The 15889-nt window shown below is 71.8% G+C and carries 17 protein-coding genes; 5 read left to right on the forward strand and 12 right to left on the reverse strand.

Annotated elements, in window-relative coordinates; translation table 11 throughout:
* Positions 1-18: 18 nt before the first annotated feature.
* Positions 19-498 (reverse strand): MarR family transcriptional regulator, encoded by a 480-nt coding sequence (locus tag AB0N03_RS03145; RefSeq protein ID WP_364364522.1) that lies wholly within the window; start codon positions 496-498, stop codon positions 19-21.
* 150 nt (positions 499-648) lie between these two features.
* Between AB0N03_RS03145 and moaA the strand changes: the two genes are divergently transcribed.
* The 3 genes from moaA to AB0N03_RS03160 all read left to right on the forward strand — a co-directional run bounded on the left by moaA (position 649) and on the right by AB0N03_RS03160 (position 3527).
* A complete protein-coding gene (moaA, locus tag AB0N03_RS03150) occupies positions 649-1656 on the forward strand; it encodes a GTP 3',8-cyclase MoaA (RefSeq protein WP_364364525.1) in 1008 nt (335 codons plus the stop codon).
* Position 1657: 1 nt separating this feature from the next.
* Entirely contained in the window at positions 1658-1918 is a 261-nt protein-coding gene (locus AB0N03_RS03155) for a MoaD/ThiS family protein (protein ID WP_364364528.1), read from the forward strand.
* Between the two features lie 976 nt (positions 1919-2894).
* The gene (locus AB0N03_RS03160) at positions 2895-3527 is read left to right on the forward strand and encodes a transglycosylase family protein (protein WP_364364530.1); all 633 of its coding nucleotides are present in this window, start codon (positions 2895-2897) and stop codon (positions 3525-3527) included.
* Positions 3528-3885: 358 nt separating this feature from the next.
* Here the strand turns inward: AB0N03_RS03160 and AB0N03_RS03165 are convergent, their stop codons facing one another.
* Positions 3886-4341 carry a MarR family transcriptional regulator gene (locus AB0N03_RS03165; protein WP_364364532.1) on the reverse strand — a complete coding sequence of 152 codons (456 nt, stop codon included), beginning with the start codon at positions 4339-4341 and terminating at the stop codon, positions 3886-3888.
* A gap of 54 nt (positions 4342-4395) precedes the next feature.
* On the opposite strand from AB0N03_RS03165, the gene AB0N03_RS03170 reads away from it, so the two are divergent.
* Positions 4396-4842 (forward strand): nitroreductase family deazaflavin-dependent oxidoreductase, encoded by a 447-nt coding sequence (locus AB0N03_RS03170; RefSeq protein WP_364364534.1) that lies wholly within the window; start codon positions 4396-4398, stop codon positions 4840-4842.
* On the opposite strand, the gene AB0N03_RS03175 is transcribed toward AB0N03_RS03170, so the two are convergent.
* The 5 genes from AB0N03_RS03175 to AB0N03_RS03195 all read right to left on the reverse strand — a co-directional run bounded on the left by AB0N03_RS03175 (position 4829) and on the right by AB0N03_RS03195 (position 9741).
* Positions 4829-5749: a molybdenum cofactor biosynthesis protein MoaE gene (locus tag AB0N03_RS03175; RefSeq protein ID WP_364364536.1), complete on the reverse strand. Its 921-nt coding sequence runs from the start codon at positions 5747-5749 to the stop codon at positions 4829-4831. The genes AB0N03_RS03170 and AB0N03_RS03175 overlap by 14 nt on opposite strands.
* Positions 5746-6216, reverse strand: a complete 471-nt coding sequence (gene moaC / locus AB0N03_RS03180) for a cyclic pyranopterin monophosphate synthase MoaC (protein WP_364364538.1) — start codon at positions 6214-6216, stop codon at positions 5746-5748. Before moaC ends, AB0N03_RS03175 begins: the two co-directional genes overlap by 4 nt.
* Before the next feature lie 158 nt (positions 6217-6374).
* On the reverse strand, positions 6375-7871 hold the full coding sequence (locus AB0N03_RS03185) for an alpha/beta hydrolase (RefSeq protein WP_364364540.1): 1497 nt from the start codon (positions 7869-7871) through the stop codon (positions 6375-6377).
* A 97-nt stretch (positions 7872-7968) separates the two neighbouring features.
* Positions 7969-9357: an NAD-dependent malic enzyme gene (locus tag AB0N03_RS03190; RefSeq protein ID WP_364364543.1), complete on the reverse strand. Its 1389-nt coding sequence runs from the start codon at positions 9355-9357 to the stop codon at positions 7969-7971.
* A 204-nt stretch (positions 9358-9561) separates the two neighbouring features.
* The gene (locus AB0N03_RS03195; protein ID WP_364364546.1) at positions 9562-9741 is read right to left on the reverse strand and encodes a hypothetical protein; all 180 of its coding nucleotides are present in this window, start codon (positions 9739-9741) and stop codon (positions 9562-9564) included.
* Between the two features lie 91 nt (positions 9742-9832).
* On the opposite strand from AB0N03_RS03195, the gene AB0N03_RS03200 reads away from it, so the two are divergent.
* Positions 9833-12079: a helicase-associated domain-containing protein gene (locus AB0N03_RS03200; protein WP_364364548.1), complete on the forward strand. Its 2247-nt coding sequence runs from the start codon at positions 9833-9835 to the stop codon at positions 12077-12079.
* On the opposite strand, the gene AB0N03_RS03205 is transcribed toward AB0N03_RS03200, so the two are convergent.
* From AB0N03_RS03205 to AB0N03_RS03225, 5 genes are all read right to left on the reverse strand, one after another.
* Positions 12076-12993: a DUF742 domain-containing protein gene (locus AB0N03_RS03205; RefSeq protein WP_364364550.1), complete on the reverse strand. Its 918-nt coding sequence runs from the start codon at positions 12991-12993 to the stop codon at positions 12076-12078. The genes AB0N03_RS03200 and AB0N03_RS03205 overlap by 4 nt on opposite strands.
* Before the next feature lie 108 nt (positions 12994-13101).
* Entirely contained in the window at positions 13102-13524 is a 423-nt protein-coding gene (locus AB0N03_RS03210) for a roadblock/LC7 domain-containing protein (protein ID WP_364364552.1), read from the reverse strand.
* A gap of 493 nt (positions 13525-14017) precedes the next feature.
* Positions 14018-14626, reverse strand: coding sequence for an ATP/GTP-binding protein (locus tag AB0N03_RS03215; RefSeq protein WP_155540652.1), 609 nt, complete (start codon positions 14624-14626; stop codon positions 14018-14020).
* Positions 14607-15389 carry a DUF742 domain-containing protein gene (locus AB0N03_RS03220; RefSeq protein WP_364364554.1) on the reverse strand — a complete coding sequence of 261 codons (783 nt, stop codon included), beginning with the start codon at positions 15387-15389 and terminating at the stop codon, positions 14607-14609. Before AB0N03_RS03220 ends, AB0N03_RS03215 begins: the two co-directional genes overlap by 20 nt.
* 25 nt (positions 15390-15414) lie before the next feature.
* Entirely contained in the window at positions 15415-15876 is a 462-nt protein-coding gene (locus AB0N03_RS03225; protein WP_364365342.1) for a roadblock/LC7 domain-containing protein, read from the reverse strand.
* Positions 15877-15889: the final 13 nt, after the last annotated feature.

Below are 15889 nucleotides of genomic sequence, written 5' to 3' on the forward strand. Positions count from 1 at the left end.
TCCGCAGTTGAGGAAAAGCTACGCGGGGCGTGAATTGTGCATGATCTCGGCGCGCAGCTGTTCGAGCATGACATTCTGATAACGCTCGATGGCTTTTCGCTCGACCGGGGAGAACTGCGCCAGCGTCTCGCGAAGGGCGTCGAAGGCCGACTCGAAGAGCGGCGCGAAGCGCTCGGCGGCCCCCGGGACGACCTCGACGAGGACCTTGCGGCGGTCCTCGGGGTCACGGACACGGCGGACCAAACCGACCTTCTCGAGGCGGTCGATGACGCCGGTCACAGCGCCGGTCGACAGGCCGGTCAGCTCGGCGATCCGGCCGGCGGTCAACGGTCCGCCCGATTGGATGACCAGGTCGAACGTCTTGTGGTCGGTGCCGGACAGGCCCATCCGCTCGGCGATCCTGGCGTGCCGGAGGACGGTGAACGTGCTGCCTTGGCGGCCCAATTCCGCGAAGCGGAACAGCTCCTCATCGGTGACCGGGTAAGTCTTTTCCGTCACGAGTCCTCGTTAGTTCGGCAACTGAACCACTCATTCCGCAAAGTATCCTAGCGAGCGGGCCGGTTCGCGCGTTCCGGAGCTACGCTGGGCGTAATGACGGCAGTGGATCTCGGGTTTCCTCGCGTCCCCGGTACACGAGGGTCATCTCGCGTGCCCAGGCCCGAGAACCCGCAACTCATCGACACCTTCGGCCGGGTGGCCACCGATCTCCGGGTTTCCCTCACGGATCGGTGCAACCTGCGCTGCACCTACTGCATGCCCGCGGAGGGCCTCGACTGGATGCCGGGCGAGCAGGTGCTGACCGACGACGAGCTGGTCCGGCTCATGCGGATCGCCGTCGAGCAGCTCGGCGTCACCGACATCCGGCTCACCGGCGGCGAACCGCTGCTGCGGCCCGGGCTCGAGGACATCATCGCGCGGGTCACGGCCCTGTCGCCGCGGCCGCGGCTGTCCATGACCACCAACGGGATCGGGCTCGCCAAGCGCGCGGCCGGCCTCGCGGCGGCCGGGCTGAACCGGATCAACGTCTCGCTCGACACCGTCGACCCCGAGACGTTCGTGACCATCACCCGGCGCGACCGGCTGTCGCACGTGGTCGCGGGCCTCGCGGCCGCGCGGGACGCCGGGATGACGCCGGTCAAGGTCAACGCCGTGCTGATCCGCGGGCTCAACGACACCGAAGCCGTGCCGCTGCTGAAGTTCTGCCTCGACGAGGGCTACCACCTGCGGTTCATCGAGCAGATGCCGCTGGACGCCCAGCACGGCTGGAACCGCGGCGAGATGATCACCGCGGCCGAGATCCTGGAGATGCTGGGCACCTCCTTCTCTTTGACGCCGTTCCCGGTGGCCCGGGGCGGCGCGCCGGCCGAGCGCTGGCTGGTCGACGGCGGACCCGGCGACGTCGGCGTGATCGCGTCGGTGACCCGGCCGTTCTGCGCGGCGTGCGAGCGGACGCGGCTGACCGCGGACGGCGCGGTGCGCTCCTGCCTCTTCAGCAACGACGAGACGGATCTGCGCTCCCTCGCGCGCGCGGGCGCGCGTGATGAAGAAATTGCCGACGCCTGGCGCGCCACGATGTGGGGCAAGCTCGCGGGACACGAGATCAACGACGCCGGGTTCGCGCAGCCGATCCGGCCGATGAGCGCGATCGGCGGCTGAGATGACCACCTTGACGATCGTGGTGAAGTACTTCGCCTCGGCGCGGGCCGCGGCGGGCGCGGAAGAGGAGAAGGTGCAGCTGCCGGCCGGCGCTCGCGTGTCGGACGCCGTGGCCGAGCTGCGCCGGCTCCACCCCGCCGGGCTGCCGCGGGTCCTGGACGCCGCCAGCTACCTGCTCGACGGCTTCGCGGTGCGGGATCTCACCCGCCCCCTGGTGGACGGCGCCGAACTGGACGTCCTCCCGCCCTTCGCCGGCGGCTGACACCGGCGTGTCGCGTGATTTAGAGGTCAACTCGCGTGATCGAGGGGTCGACACGCGTGTTTGAAGGGTCGACACGACCCGGGCCTGCGCGCTTCGTCGTGTCGACCCGCTGATCACGCGAGCCGACCTTCCCATCACGCGAGCCGACCCTCCAGGCACGCGAGCCGACCCTCCGGGTACGTGAGCCGTCCGGCCGGGGGGCGCGAGTTCGTCCTCTCTATATACGGACGACCGCTCGGGCGCCGCCGCCGACCGCTCGGCGACGTCGCTCCGAGCCCTCGGCGTGGCACGTCACCGGATCCGGGTGTTCGCGAGAAGCTGATCGCGTCCCGCCGCCACGCCATCCGGTGACCTGTTTCGCCTGGTCCGTCGCGGTGCGTGGTCCCAGCTGGGCGTCGACGCCGTCCGGAGTCGCTCCAGGTGTGACTTCAAACCCCACGAAGAGGTGGGGCCAGAGTGACTCAAGGGGCACGTGAGGCGAAGTTGTCAAGTCTGGCGTGCTTCTGCCACTGGTCATAAGATGCGCGCTTCAATCGCCACCACGACGTCGCGAACGGTCCATTCGCCACGCAAAACACGTGATGCAAGCCTCACGATCCGTGTTTTATCTCGACAAGGAAACGGGCAGATAACGGCCCGCTGACCTGCACAAACAACCGCATCGACACGGGTTGCGTGCTGTTACTGTGACGTAGGTCACGCCTCGAATAATTTCCGATCACGGCTCTCGTTACGTACCGTCGCTAATCGGCTGGCCCCGACCAGTCACGCAACACCGGGAATCCGTAGCGCCTAGCCCTGTCCAACGGATCCCCGGACCCATACCCCGAGCGAAAGCATTTCCGGACAGGGACGAGGGGACGAAGAAGACGCGCCGTGCGTCGGACTCGCCTGCCGGCCTGAGACGGCCGGCGCCAGGACCCCGATCCTGACCCTCAGCACAGACTCGTAGGCGCAGGGAGCGAGATACATTCAGATGTCTTACCGAGGCAAGCACCGCAAGATGTCCGCTGCCACCCGCACCGTCGCTCGCGTCGCCATCGCGGGCATTGCGGTCGGCGCGCCCCTCGCTATCGCCGCGACCCCCGCGTCGGCGACCAACTGGGACGCCGTCGCGCAGTGTGAGAGCAGCGGCAACTGGAACACCAACACCGGCAACGGCTACTACGGCGGCCTGCAGTTCTCGCAGAGCACGTGGAAGGCCTACGGCGGCACCGGCAGCGCGGCGAACGCTTCGCGCGAGCAGCAGATCGCCGTCGCCGAGCGCGTCCTGCAGGGTCAGGGCATCGGCGCGTGGCCGGTCTGTGGCAAGAAGGGCGGCGGCGGTTCGTCGGCCCCGAAGGCCACCCACAAGACGACCACCAAGCAGTCGACGCCGACGAAGAAGACCACGACCGCCCCGAAGAAGGCGGCCGCGGCTCCGGCGGCGACCGGTGTGGCCAGCTCCAACCCGGCCGGTGACTACACCGTCGTGGCGGGCGACTCGCTGTCCAAGATCGCCAAGCAGTTCAACGTCCAGGGCGGCTACCAGAAGCTGCAGGACCTGAACGCGAAGTACATCCCGAACGCGGACCTGATCCTCGTCGGCCAGAAGATCGCCACCAAGTGACGATCGCGCAGTGATGCGTAGGTCCGGCCTCGAGCCGTGACACCACGAGCCCTCCACCGCCAATCCCCCGGGCGGTGGAGGGCTCGCGTGTATCCAGTGGGCGGCCGAGGTCCGCGCCGGGTACGCCGCGAAGCACCGGTACGGGCTGCCTCCCGTGATCGCGAGCCGCCGCCGCGACCCCCCAGACGCGAGCCGCCCCGCGCACCGCCGCCGCGACCCTCAGGCGCGAGCTGCCCTGAGCAGCCGCCCACCGCGACCCCTCAGCCCCGTGCAGCCGCCCACGTGACCCGTGAGCGCGAGCCGGTCGCCCGGTGAGCCCTCCACGCGTCGGCCCGTCTGCCGGCCCCCTCACGCCCCCTCAGAGCCCGCGGATCCTCTCCGCCTCCTCCAGCTGCATCCGCTCGCCCCGGCGCAGCACCTCGACCACCAGCGCCAGCTGCTCCGCCGAGTAGTCCTCCAAAATCGCCCGGCCGGCCCGCTCGATCGGTGCGTAGACGTCCTCCAGCAGCCTTGCCGCCTCCGGGGTCAGCTCCACCACCGCCCGGCGGCGATCGTCCGTCGCCGTCCGGCGGGTCAGGTGGCCCGCGTGCGTCAGCCGCTGGATCGCCGTTGTCGTCGCCGCCGGGCTCAGGTGCGCCCGCGTGGCCAGCTGCCCCGCCGTCAGCGTTCCCGCCGCCGCGATCAGGCCGATGATGCGCAGGTCCGTCCGGTTCACCCCGAACGCCGACGCCGCGGCTTCGTCCACCACGTCGCTCGCCGCGCCGGAGGCCGCCGCGGCTTGGGTCGCCTCCGTGACCAGAGATTGCTTCGACACTCGAAGGAGTCTACCGTGACGGCGGATACTTCGATAATCGAAAGGATTGCCGTCGTGGTGACCCGTCAAACCCTGCCTCGCTGGCTCCGCCCCGCCAACCGGCTCGTCCGCCTGCTGACGCGGCTGGGGCTGCGCCTCGGCACCATCCACGTCCTGACCGTCCCCGGCCGCCGGTCGGGCGCCCCGCGGCCCACGCCGGTCTCTCCGCTGACCGTCGACGGCCGGCGCTACGTCATCGCCGGCGTTCCCCACGGCGATTGGGCGCGCAACGTCCGTGCCGCGGGCCGGGGCGAGCTCGCCCACGGACGTCGCAAACAAGCCGTGACGCTCGACGAGGTCACCGACCCCGACGTCCGCGCGAGGGTCATGCGTGCCTTCCCGCGCGAGGTGCCGCACGGGGTGCCGATGTTCGTCCGGCTGGGCCTGGTCAGCGGCGGGAGCGAAGACGAGTTCGCCGCGGCTGCCGAGCGCGTCGCCGTCTTCCGGATCACGGCGAGTTGACCCACTCGTCCGTGCCGTCGGTGAAGTGCTGGTGCTTCCAGACCGGCAGCCGCGCCTTCACCTCGTCCACCAGGTCCGAACACGCCGAGAACGCCTGGCCGCGGTGCTCCGCCGCCACCGCGCACGCCAGCGCGACGTCGCCGATCGTCAGGTGACCGACGCGGTGGCTCACCGCCACCGCCCGGACGCCGATCCAGCGCGTCGCCAGCTCCGCGACCACGTCCGCGATCACCTGGCTCGCGCTCGGGTGGCCCTCGTACGTCAGGTCGCGCACGCCCTTGCCGCCGTCGTGGTCGCGGACCACCCCGGCGAAGGTCACCACCGCGCCCGCGGCGTCGTCCTCGACCAGGCGAGCGTGCTCCTCGACCGACAGCGTTTCCTCGGTCACCAGCGCCCGCGCGACGCGTACGGAAGGCGCGGCCGCAACGGGACGCGGGTGGTCGCCGCCGGCCAGCTGGTCGACCGCGTGGTCCAGGATGCCGTCGAGCACGCCGAGGCCGTCCTTCACGCCGCCGCTGGAGCCCGGCAGGTTCACGACCAGAGTCCGCCCCGCGACACCCGCGAGGCCGCGCGAGAGCACCGCCGTCGGGACCTTCGGCAGCCCGGCCGCGCGGATCGCGTCCGCGACGCCCGGCAGCTCGTGGTCCAGGAGCGCGCGCGTGACGTCCGGGGTGCGGTCGGTCGGCGAGATGCCGGTGCCGCCGGTGGTGAGCACCACGGCGACGCCGTCGGCCAGCGCGGCCCGCAGCGCGACGCCCACCGGGTCGCCGTCCTCGACGACGACCGGCGCCGGCACGTCGTACCCGCGTCCGGCCAGCCAGGCGACGATCACCGGGCCCGTCTTGTCTTCGTAGACGCCCTTCGCGGCGCGGTTGGACGCCACGATCACGCGTGCGGTGCGCTTCACGGCCGCTCCCAGGTCCCGGTCTTGCCGCCGTCCTTGCGGAGCAGGCGGACGTCGTCCAGCGTCGCCGCCGGATCGACGGCCTTGATCATGTCGTGCAGCGTGAGCCCGGCCACGGCCACCGCGGTCAGCGCTTCCATCTCGACGCCGGTGACGTCGGTGGTCTTCGCGGTCGCGCGGATCCCGACCTCGGCCTGGCCGAGGGTGAACTCGACCTTGACCCCGGACAGCGCGATCTGGTGGCAGAGCGGAATCAGCTCGGGCACCCGCTTGGCGCCCATGATCCCGGCGATGCGGGCGGTGGCCAGGGCGTCGCCCTTGGGGAGGCCGTCGGTGGCCAGCAGCCGGAGCACCTCGGCGGTGGTCCGCACGGTGCCGGCCGCGAGCGCGGTGCGCGCGGTGGCGGTCTTGCCGGAGACGTCGACCATCCGGGCGGCACCGGTCTCGTCGACGTGGCTGAGTTCACTCACACGCCGAGGCTACTTCCGGCGGCAGCGGAGGGTGTGGCCGCCACCGCGGGCGGGGTGGGAACGGCGGGCCGGTCATCGTCACCGGCGATGATGGTCCACCGGAAGACCAGCCGGCGAACGCGGCTCGGTGCAGGACCACTGGGCCGAGCCGCCGAGGCTCAGAACACGCGGCCCGCGAACGCCGCCGATGCCGCCGCTGGAACGGGTTGCGCCGGCTCCGCCGCGCACGCCGTATCCCGGAATGGCCGGACTCCCGAGGTCAAGAACGCCGTTGCCGCGTTGTTCGCGCAGGCATTGGACCCGAACAAGTACGTCCCGTGGCCGCCTTGGTCGGCGGTCACCATCCGGGCGCGGTTGCCGAATGCCTCCCGCAGCCGGCGCGCGCCCGCCAGCGGGGTTGCCGGGTCGCGGAGGTTCTGCAGCATCAGGATGTCCGATGGACCTCGGTCGCCGATGCGGACCTGGGGTTCGGCCGGCTCGGACGGCCAGAACGCGCACGGCCAGACGTTGGCCGCCGCCGGGCCGAACATCGGGTGGCGGATGCGGTCGATCGCCACGTTCCTCTGGTACGTCCACACCGATTCCGGCCAGTCCGAGTCGCCGCAGACCACGTGCAGCTGGCTCGACAGCAGGTTGTCCGGGTCCGGGACCGTTCCGCCCGGCGGCTGCGAAATCGGCGCCCCGGTGTCGAGCGCGTGCCACGCCGAGGCCAGGTACGGCAGCGTCGCGTCGTAGTAGAGCATCCCGAACGTGACCTGACGGAACAGCTTGCCGTCGACACCTTGCGGGTTCGGCTGGGCGTCCAGTCGCCGGGCGATGTCGAAGTACTTGGCCCTGACCTCGGACGGCGTCCGGCCGAGGCCGAACTCCGGGTGCGCGACGGCGAACGCCGCGAAGTCCGGGAAGCGGTCGTCGAAACCTTGGGCCAGCAACCGCGACGCGGTGACGTCGAGGCCGCCCGGTGCCAGGTTGCTGTCCAGCACGATCCGGTCGCTGCGCTCCGGGAACAGCGTCGTGTACACCGCGCCGAGGTACGTGCCGTAGGAAACCCCGTAGTACGACAGCTTCGGCTCGCCCAGCGCCGCGCGGATCCGGTCCATGTCGCGGGCCGTGTTCGCCGTCGTGATGTACGGCAGCATCGACGCCGTCCGCGACGCGCCGCACTGCCGCGCGACGCCCTTCGCGTACTCGGCCTGCGCCATGACGTCCGCCGGCCCCAGCGCGTACGGCGGGACGTTGCTCCGCAGCTGCGCCGGTGTCAGGTCGCACGTCACCGGGGTGCTGTGGCCGACGCCGCGCGGGTCGAACCCGATGACGTCGTAGGTGTCCAGCACGCTCTTCGGCCACCCGATCTGCGCGAGCGCCGCCGGCAGGTCCAGGCCCGGCCCGCCGGGCCCGCCCGGGTTGGTCAGCAGCACCCCGCGGCGGTGCGCCGGGTCCGCGCTCTTCAGGCGCGAGACCGCGACCTCGATCTGCCGTCCGCCGGGTTTCCGGTAGTCCAGCGGGACGTCGAGCGTCGTGCACTCCAGGCCCGGCGCCGTGACGTCCGCCGGGCACGCACCCCACTCCAGCGCGTCCGGCGCCGCCTGCGCCACCCCCGGCATCACGGACGCCACCACGACGGCCACCGCCGCGACCAGCAAAGTCCTCCGCATCAGGCTTCCCCCAAACGTGTCGGGATCCAGCCTAGGACGCCGCCGGGTCTCCGGTCGTCCGTCGAAAGAACGATTCCCGGTCCGCCGAACCGACGACTCAGCGCTCGGCGCGCACGGCCTTCCGCACGGCCTCGGCGACCGCGGGCGCCACGGCGTTGTCGAACACGCTCGGCACGATGAACGACGCGTTGAGCTTGCCGTTGTCGACGACGTCGGCGATCGCGTCGGCCGCCGCGAGCAGCATGTCGTCGTCGATGTTGTGGGCGTTCGCGTCGAGCAGGCCGCGGAAGACGCCCGGGAACGCCAGCACGTTGTTGATCTGGTTCGGGAAGTCGCTGCGGCCGGTCGCGACGACGGCCGCGTGCTTCTGGGCCTCCAGCGGGTCGATCTCCGGGTCCGGGTTGGCCAGCGCGAAGACCACCGCGTCGGACGTCATCGTCGCCACCTGCTCGGCGCCGAACAGGTTGGGCGCCGAGACGCCGATGAACACGTCCGCGCCGGAAAGCGCTTCGTGCAGGGTGCCGCTGACCTGCTGCTTGTTGGTGTGCGACGCGATCCACGCCAGGTTGTCGTCGAGGTTGCCGCGCGCGGGGTGGACGATGCCGTCGATGTCCGCGGCGACGATGTCTCCCGGGTTCTTGCGCAGCAGCAGCCGGATGATCGCCGAGCCGGCCGCGCCGACGCCGCTGACCACGATCTTGCAGTCCTCGATGTTCTTCTTGACCACGCGCAGGGCGTTGCGCAGCGCGGCGACGACCACGATCGCGGTGCCGTGCTGGTCGTCGTGGAACACCGGGATGTCGAGCTGCTCGCGCAGCCGCTTCTCGATCTCGAAGCAGCGCGGCGCGGCGATGTCCTCGAGGTTGATCCCGGCGTACACCGGCGCGATCGCCTTGACGATCTTGATGATGTCCTCGGTGTCCTGGGTGTCCAGGCAGACCGGCCAGGCGTCGACGTCGGCGAACTTCTTGAACAGCGCCGCCTTGCCCTCCATCACCGGCAGCGCGGCGGCCGGGCCGATGTTGCCCAGGCCCAGCACCGCGGACCCGTCGGTCACGACGGCGACGGTGTTGCGCTTGATGGTCAGGCGGCGCGCGTCTTCGGGGTTCGCGGCGATCGCCTGGCAGACGCGGGCGACGCCCGGCGTGTAGGCGCGGGAGAGGTCGTCACGGTTGCGGAGCGCGACCTTCGGCGTGACCTCGATCTTGCCGCCGAGGTGGATCAGGAACGTCCGGTCGGAGACCTTGCGGACCTTGACACCGGGCAGCGAGTCGAGCGTCTGGGTGATGTCGTTCGCGTGGTTCTCCGACAGCGCGTTGGCGCTGATGTCGACCACGATCGAGTCGGAGTGGGACTCGACGACGTCGAACGCGGTCAGGACGCCGCCGACCCGCCCGACGGCGGTGGTGAGGTCACCGGCCGCGGTGGACGAAGCCGGGGCCTCCACCCGGACGGTGATCGAATATCCGGGACCGGGAACCGGCATGGTGCTTACCCCCGCGTGGGAAAGGTCGGGTGGGACGGGAGCGAACCTACTCCCGTGACCGCCCTCACGAGGCCCCGATACCGGTACTGACCAGTAACTCTGTCGCTGGTTGCCACCCCGGCCACAGTCACGGCCGCATGGCTTCGTAGCAATGGTTACCCGCCGCTCCGAGGCGGCCTGCTTGGGGTCGGGGGTCGACCGGGGTCAGCGGTTGATCTCGGTCTCGGGGTGCACGTAGGGCACCGTGTCGAGCGGGAACGTGAGGTCGCCGAACGGCGACAGCGCACCCTGGCGGTCCGACGACAGCTCGGTCACGGGGTGCTCGCCGTCCTCGCCCGGCCAGGTCGGGTCGACGCCCTTGTGCTTCTTCTCACCCTTGGCCACAACGTCCTCCACAGCCGTACTCGGTTCCGTGCCACGTCAGTCTGCCTGAGCCCGGGCAGCCTGTCGCAACCGCCCGGTACCCTGGCCTTCTATGCCCGCGACCTCCTTGGCGGACTGGCTGCGCGCGGAGTCCGACGCCGCTCTCGAAGAGCTGCTCCGCACGCGGCGCGACCTGTCCACGCCCCCGCCCTCCGACAGCACGGTGCTGGCCACCCGCGCCGGCACGCCGGGCTCGGTCGCGCGCGCCTGCGAAGACCTCGACACGCTCACCCTGGCCGTGCTCGAGGCTTGCCTGCTGGCCGGCGCGGACCGTGACCCGGTGCCGGTCCACGAGGTCGCGGACCTCCTCGGCGCCGACCTCGCCGCGCCACTGGCCCGGCTGCGCGCGCGGGCGCTGGCCTGGGGCCCGGACGACGCGTTGCGCGTGCCGCCCTCGGTCCGGGAGGCGCTCGGGCCGTTCCCGGCCGGGCTGGGCGCGTCGTCGCCGTCGCTTGCCGGCGAAGACCTCGAGGCGCGGCTCGCGGAGCTGTCCGACGACGAGCGCGGCGTGCTCAACGCCCTCGCCGCGGGCCCGCCGATCGGCCGCACCCGCGACGCCGGGCTCGACCTGACGCTCGAGAAGGCCGGGACACCGGTGCAGAAGCTGCTCGCCCGCGGGCTGCTGCTGCGGCGCGACGACCAGACCGTCGAGCTGCCGCGCGAGCTCGGCATCGCGGTGCGCGGCGGGGTCTTCGCCCCGGGCGCGCTCACCGAGCCCGAGCTGCCGCTCCACCCGCACCAGCCGTCCACTTTGGACGAGGCCGCGGCCGGCGAGGCGATGGAATTCCTGCGCCACACCGAATCCCTGCTCCGCGCGTGGTCCGCGGCGCCACCGCCGGTGCTCAAGTCGGGTGGCCTCGGCGTGCGTGAGCTGAAGAAGCTGGCCAAGGACCTCGAGATCGACGAGGCGCAGGCGATCCTGCTGGCCGAGCTCGCCGTGGGCGCCGGGCTCGTCGCGGACAGCGAGGCGACCGCGCCCGAGTGGGTGCCGACGACGCTCACCGATTCGTGGCTCGCGTCGCCGACCGCGCAGCGGTGGATGACGCTGGCCCAGGCGTGGCTGGAGCTGCCGCGGCTGCCGGGGATGGCCGGCGGGCGCGACGCCAAGGACAAGCCGATCGCGCCGCTGTCGGAGGACCTGCGCCGCCCGCTGGCGCCGGTCGCGCGGCGGCGGATCCTGGCCGCGCTGGCCGACCTGCCCCGGGGCGCCGGGGTGAAGAGCGTCGACGAGTTCGTCGCGGTGCTGGCCTGGCGGGCCCCGCGCCGCGGCGGGCGGCTGCGGGACGAGACCGTCCGCTGGACGATGTCCGAGGCGTCGGCGCTGGGGATCGTCGGGCTCGGCGGCCTCACGACGGCGACGCGGGCGCTGCTCGCCGACGACCGGCCGGGCGCGGTCGAGGCGATCCTGGACGCGCTGCCGGCGCCGGTGGACCACGTGCTGCTGCAGGCCGACCTGACGGTCGTCGCCCCCGGCCCGCTGGAGCCCGAACTGGCCGCGGAGATCGCCGCCGTGGCGAACGTCGAGTCGGCCGGGCACGCCACGGTCTACCGGATCACCGAAGGGTCGGTGCGGCGGGCGCTGGACACCGGCCGGACCGCGGACGAGCTGCACGCGCTGTTCAAGAAGAAGTCGGCGACGCCGGTGCCGCAGGGCCTGAGCTACCTGATCGACGACGTCGCCCGGCGGCACGGCCGGCTGCGCGGCGGCGTCGCGGCGTCGTTCCTGCGGTGCGACGACGAGGCGTTGCTGACGGAGGTGCTCGCCCACCCGGTCGCGGCGGACCTCGACCTCCGGCTGATCGCGCCGACGGTCGTGATCAGCCCGGACCCGCTGCACGAAGTCTTGGCGGGCCTGCGCGCGGCGGGGTTCGCCCCGGCGGCGGAAGGCCCGGACGGCCGGGTCGTCGACATCCGGCCCGGCGGACGGCGGCTGCCGGCGAAGGCCCGGGCCGCCCGCCGGAGCCCGGGTGAACAGGCCGTGCTGACGTCCGACCAGGCGGCCCGGATCGTCTCGAACCTGCGGGCCGGCGACGCCGCGTCCGCTCGACGCCGGGGGTCCGCGGTGCGGGCGCCGGTCGGCGGCGGGGCGGACACGTCGGCGACGCTGGAGCTGCTGTCTCGGGCAACGCTGGAACGCCGTGAGGTCTGGATCGGGTTCGTCGACTCGCGCGGGACCGCCAGCCAGCGGGTCGTGCGGCCCGTGCGCGTCGGCGGCGGGATCCTCGAAGGCGCCGACAACGAGCGGTACTCGCTGCACCGGATCACCTCGGCCGCACTGGTCGAGGAGGAACGCGGCTAGAGGGCCCGCAGGCCGGCGAGGACGCGTTCCATGAACTCGCGGGACGAGCGGTCCCCGAGGATCAGCTCCGTCTGGTGGATCAGCACCAGCCCGATGTCGGACATGTCGCCGACCAGGACCTTCACCACGCCCAGCGGCAGCCGCAGGTGGGCGGCGATCTCGGCCACCGATCGCGTGTCCAGGCACAGGTCGCAGATCCGGCGGTGCTCGACCGATCGGACGCCGCGATACCGGCGCCCGTCGTCGGACGTCGAGACCAGGGCCTCCAGCGCCAGGTTGTGATCGGACCGCGTGCGACCGCCGGTCCGCGTGTACGGGCGCACCCGGGAGCCCACCGAAGCGACCGGTGCCGGGCTCAGGACGCGGGCCGCCGGCTGCTCCCACGGCTCCGGCTGCGGGATCCAGCGGGTCTCCGGGTCCGGCGGGGGCGTCCAGCCGGTCCTCGGGTCGATCGGCGGGGCCCACGAAGGCGGGGGCGCCGCCTGGGGTCTGGACACCGGGGGCCTCGGCGCCGGCGGCCGGGGCGCCGGCGGGGCCGGGGGCCGCGGGGGCATCGGCTGCCGTGGCGGGGCCGGCGGGCGCGCGCCGCGCGGGGGCGTCCACGCCGGCTCGAGCGGCGGGGGCTCCGGCTCGTAGGTCTCTTCGTCCTGCCACTCCGGCTCGGCGGGGTCGTAGCCCTGGTCGTAGCCCTCGTCGAAGTTGGCGGGATCGGACGGCGAACCCCACTCGCGGGTGTCCTCGTCCGTGTAACCCTGCGGATCCGGCTGCGGCCGCGCCGGCTTGCGCTTGGGCATGATCGTCGACAGCGTCGACATGTCGAACTTGCTGGGCGAATCGAAACCCTCGCGCTCGGTACCGCGGTGCAGTGCGTCCCAGCCGCTGGAGTCCGGATCGTCGAATCCCGAAATCCTCATCGTGTCCTACTGTGCCGGTCGTTACTGATCCGGCCACAGTCACGGCCGGAAGACTTGGCGGCAACGGTTGCGTTCCGCTTGGGGGCCGGCCTGCTTTTGGCCGGATCACTAACCACGCACGCCGCCCTGCAGCTGGGCGCGCAGCTCGGGGGTGATCTGCTGGCCGACCCGCTCGACGAGCAGCGTCATCTCGTAGGCGACCGTGCCGATGTCGCACGTCGGCGCGGCCAGCACCGCCAGCGACGAACCGTCCGAAACGGACATCAGGAACAAGTAACCGCGCTCCATCTCCACCACGGTCTGGTTGACACCGCCCGCTTCGAAGCAGCGCGCGGCCCCGAACGTCAGGCTGATCAGCCCGGACGCGACCGCGGACAGCTGCTCGGCGCGTTCCTGCGGCAGCCCTTCGGACGGCGCCAGGAGCAGCCCGTCGGCGGACACCAGAACGGCGTGCGCGGCACCGGGCACCCGGCGCACGAAGTCCGTGATGAGCCAGCTGAAAGTGCCCTGCTGCTGGCCGGAAGCCGTCACTACTGCCCCTCCTCGTTCCCGCGGCGCCGCACGCCGCACCCCGGAGTGGCCGGCACGGCCGGTCGACGACGCCGAGGTCAAGCGTATGCGCCCCGCCGGCGGTGTCGAGCCGACCACCGGCCGACCGCTGCGCACCCTACGTGTGCGCGCGACTCCGCTCCGCGTCGACCCGGTCCGGGCCGCGCGGACGGAACTCACCCCGCGGCCCGCGGTGGCGGGGTGTCCGCGCAGGTCAGCCCGGTGGACGGGCGGCCGCACGGGCGACGCCACCCTCGACGTTACCGAATCGCGGCGACCGCTTCGTGCTCCGGACGGCGGCAGGACTCCCCGAAGTGGGTGAAGCACGCGGAGTTCACTCCAACGGCCGCATCCGGTTCGGGGCGTCATACTGCGCCGGTCGGTGCTGATCCGACCACAGTCACGGCCGAACGGCTCTCGTAGCAACGGTTACCTGCCACTCGGGGTCGGCCTGCTTTTGGTCGGATCAGCACCCTCAGCCCGCGCGCAACGCCGAATCGTGCGCGATCGCGTGCTGGACGACGGAGATCAGCACCTGCTTGGCGGAGTCGCGCTCACGCGCGTCGCACGCCATGATCGGGACCGACGGCGCGATGGTGAGCGCGTGCCGCACGTCCTCGATCTGGTGGTGCAGAAGCCGGTCGAAGCAGTTGATGGCCACGACGTAGGGCAGCTTCCGGTTCTCGAAGAAGTCGATCGACGGGAACGCGTCGGCGAGCCGCCGCGTGTCCACCAGCACGACTGCCCCGATGGCACCGACCGCGAGGTCGTCCCACATGAACCAGAACCGGTGCTGACCAGGGGTGCCGAAGACGTACAGCACCAGGTCCGAGTCCAGCGAGATGCGCCCGAAGTCCATCGCCACGGTGGTGGTGGTCTTGTTCGGCGTGGCCGTGGTGTCGTCGTGCCCGACGCTCGCCTCGGTCATCATGGCCTCGGTGGTCAGCGGGTCGATCTCCGAGATCGCCCCGACCATCGTTGTCTTCCCCGAACCGAACCCGCCGGCGACCACGATCTTGGCCGACGAGGTCGGACCCGTCACCTGCGGCGCGTTCGCGTCGGAGTCAAATTCTCCGAAGCCCACTGAGCACCCTTTCCATGAACTCGATACTCGGCCGGTCACCCACGGTCTGGCTGCTGGAGTGCACCAGCACCAGCCCGAGACCCGCCACGTCACCAATCAACACCCGCACCACGCCGAGCGGCAGCCGCAACAGCGCCGCCACCTCGGCCACCGACCGGGTGTCGAGGCACAGGTCGCAGATCGACCGGTGCTCGGGTACCCGGACCCGGTCGAGCATCCGGCCCTGTTCGCTGGTCGAGATCAGCGCCTCGATCGCCAGGTCGAGGGTCGCCTTCGTCCGGCCCCGGGTCCGGAAGTACGGCCGGACCAGGCCCGAAGTCTCCATCTCGGTCGGCGCCGGCTCGTCGACGTACTCCTGGTGGGCCTGCCGCGGCAGCGCCGCGGCCAGCTCACCGGAGTCCGGCCCCGACGAGTAGTCGCGATCGTTGCTGTACGCGGCGAAGTCGTGCGCGTCGTACAACGGCCCGCTCGACCCGCCGAACAGCTCCGCTCCCGGGCCGCCCAGCAGCCGGTCGCGGTATTCGCCGCTCCCGGGCTGGATCGGCCGGATCGGCTCCTGACCGGCGTTGCTGTCGGTCAGCCAGTTCGGTGGTTCCCGCACAGGGTCGTTGTCGGACGCCTGCACCCGGCGTGACCGCCATTCGCGGTCGACCCGTTCCCGGAACGACTGCCAGTCCTCCCGGCCGTCGTCCGAGTGTTCGGACCACCCGCCGGAGAAGTCGTCACCGAGCCGGCCATCGCCCCTCAAGCGCCCGTCGTCCACGGCTCTCTCCTCGGTTCCCGGGTCCTCAGCGGCGGACTGCCGAGCCCTGCAGCTGGGCCCGCATCTCCGGTGTCAGCTGCTGACCGACCCGCTCCACCAGCAAGGTCATCTCGTAGACGACCAGGCCGATGTCGCTCTCCGGCGAACCCAGCACCGCAAGACAGGAACCGTCGGAAACCTGCATGAGGAAGAGGAAACCGTTGGCCATCTCGACCACGGTCTGCGCCACCGTGCCGCCTTCGAACACCTTGGCCGCGCCACGCGCGAGGCTCGTGAGCCCCGACGCCACCGCGGCCAGCTGGTCCGCCCGGTCCTTCGGCAAGCCTCGCGAAGCCGCGAGGAGCAGGCCGTCGGCCGACACCACGACCGCGTGGGCCGCGCCGGGCACCCGGTGCACGAAATCCGTGATCAGCCACGCGAAGCTGCCGGCATTGCTCGCCTTGGCATGCGCCTGGCCGTTCGGCTGCGCGGAGCCACCCGGCTGCATTGCACCCGCCCGT

Origin of the sequence: Amycolatopsis sp. NPDC051061 (genome assembly GCF_040682935.1) — a bacterium.
Taxonomy (GTDB): Bacteria; Actinomycetota; Actinomycetes; order Mycobacteriales; family Pseudonocardiaceae; genus Amycolatopsis.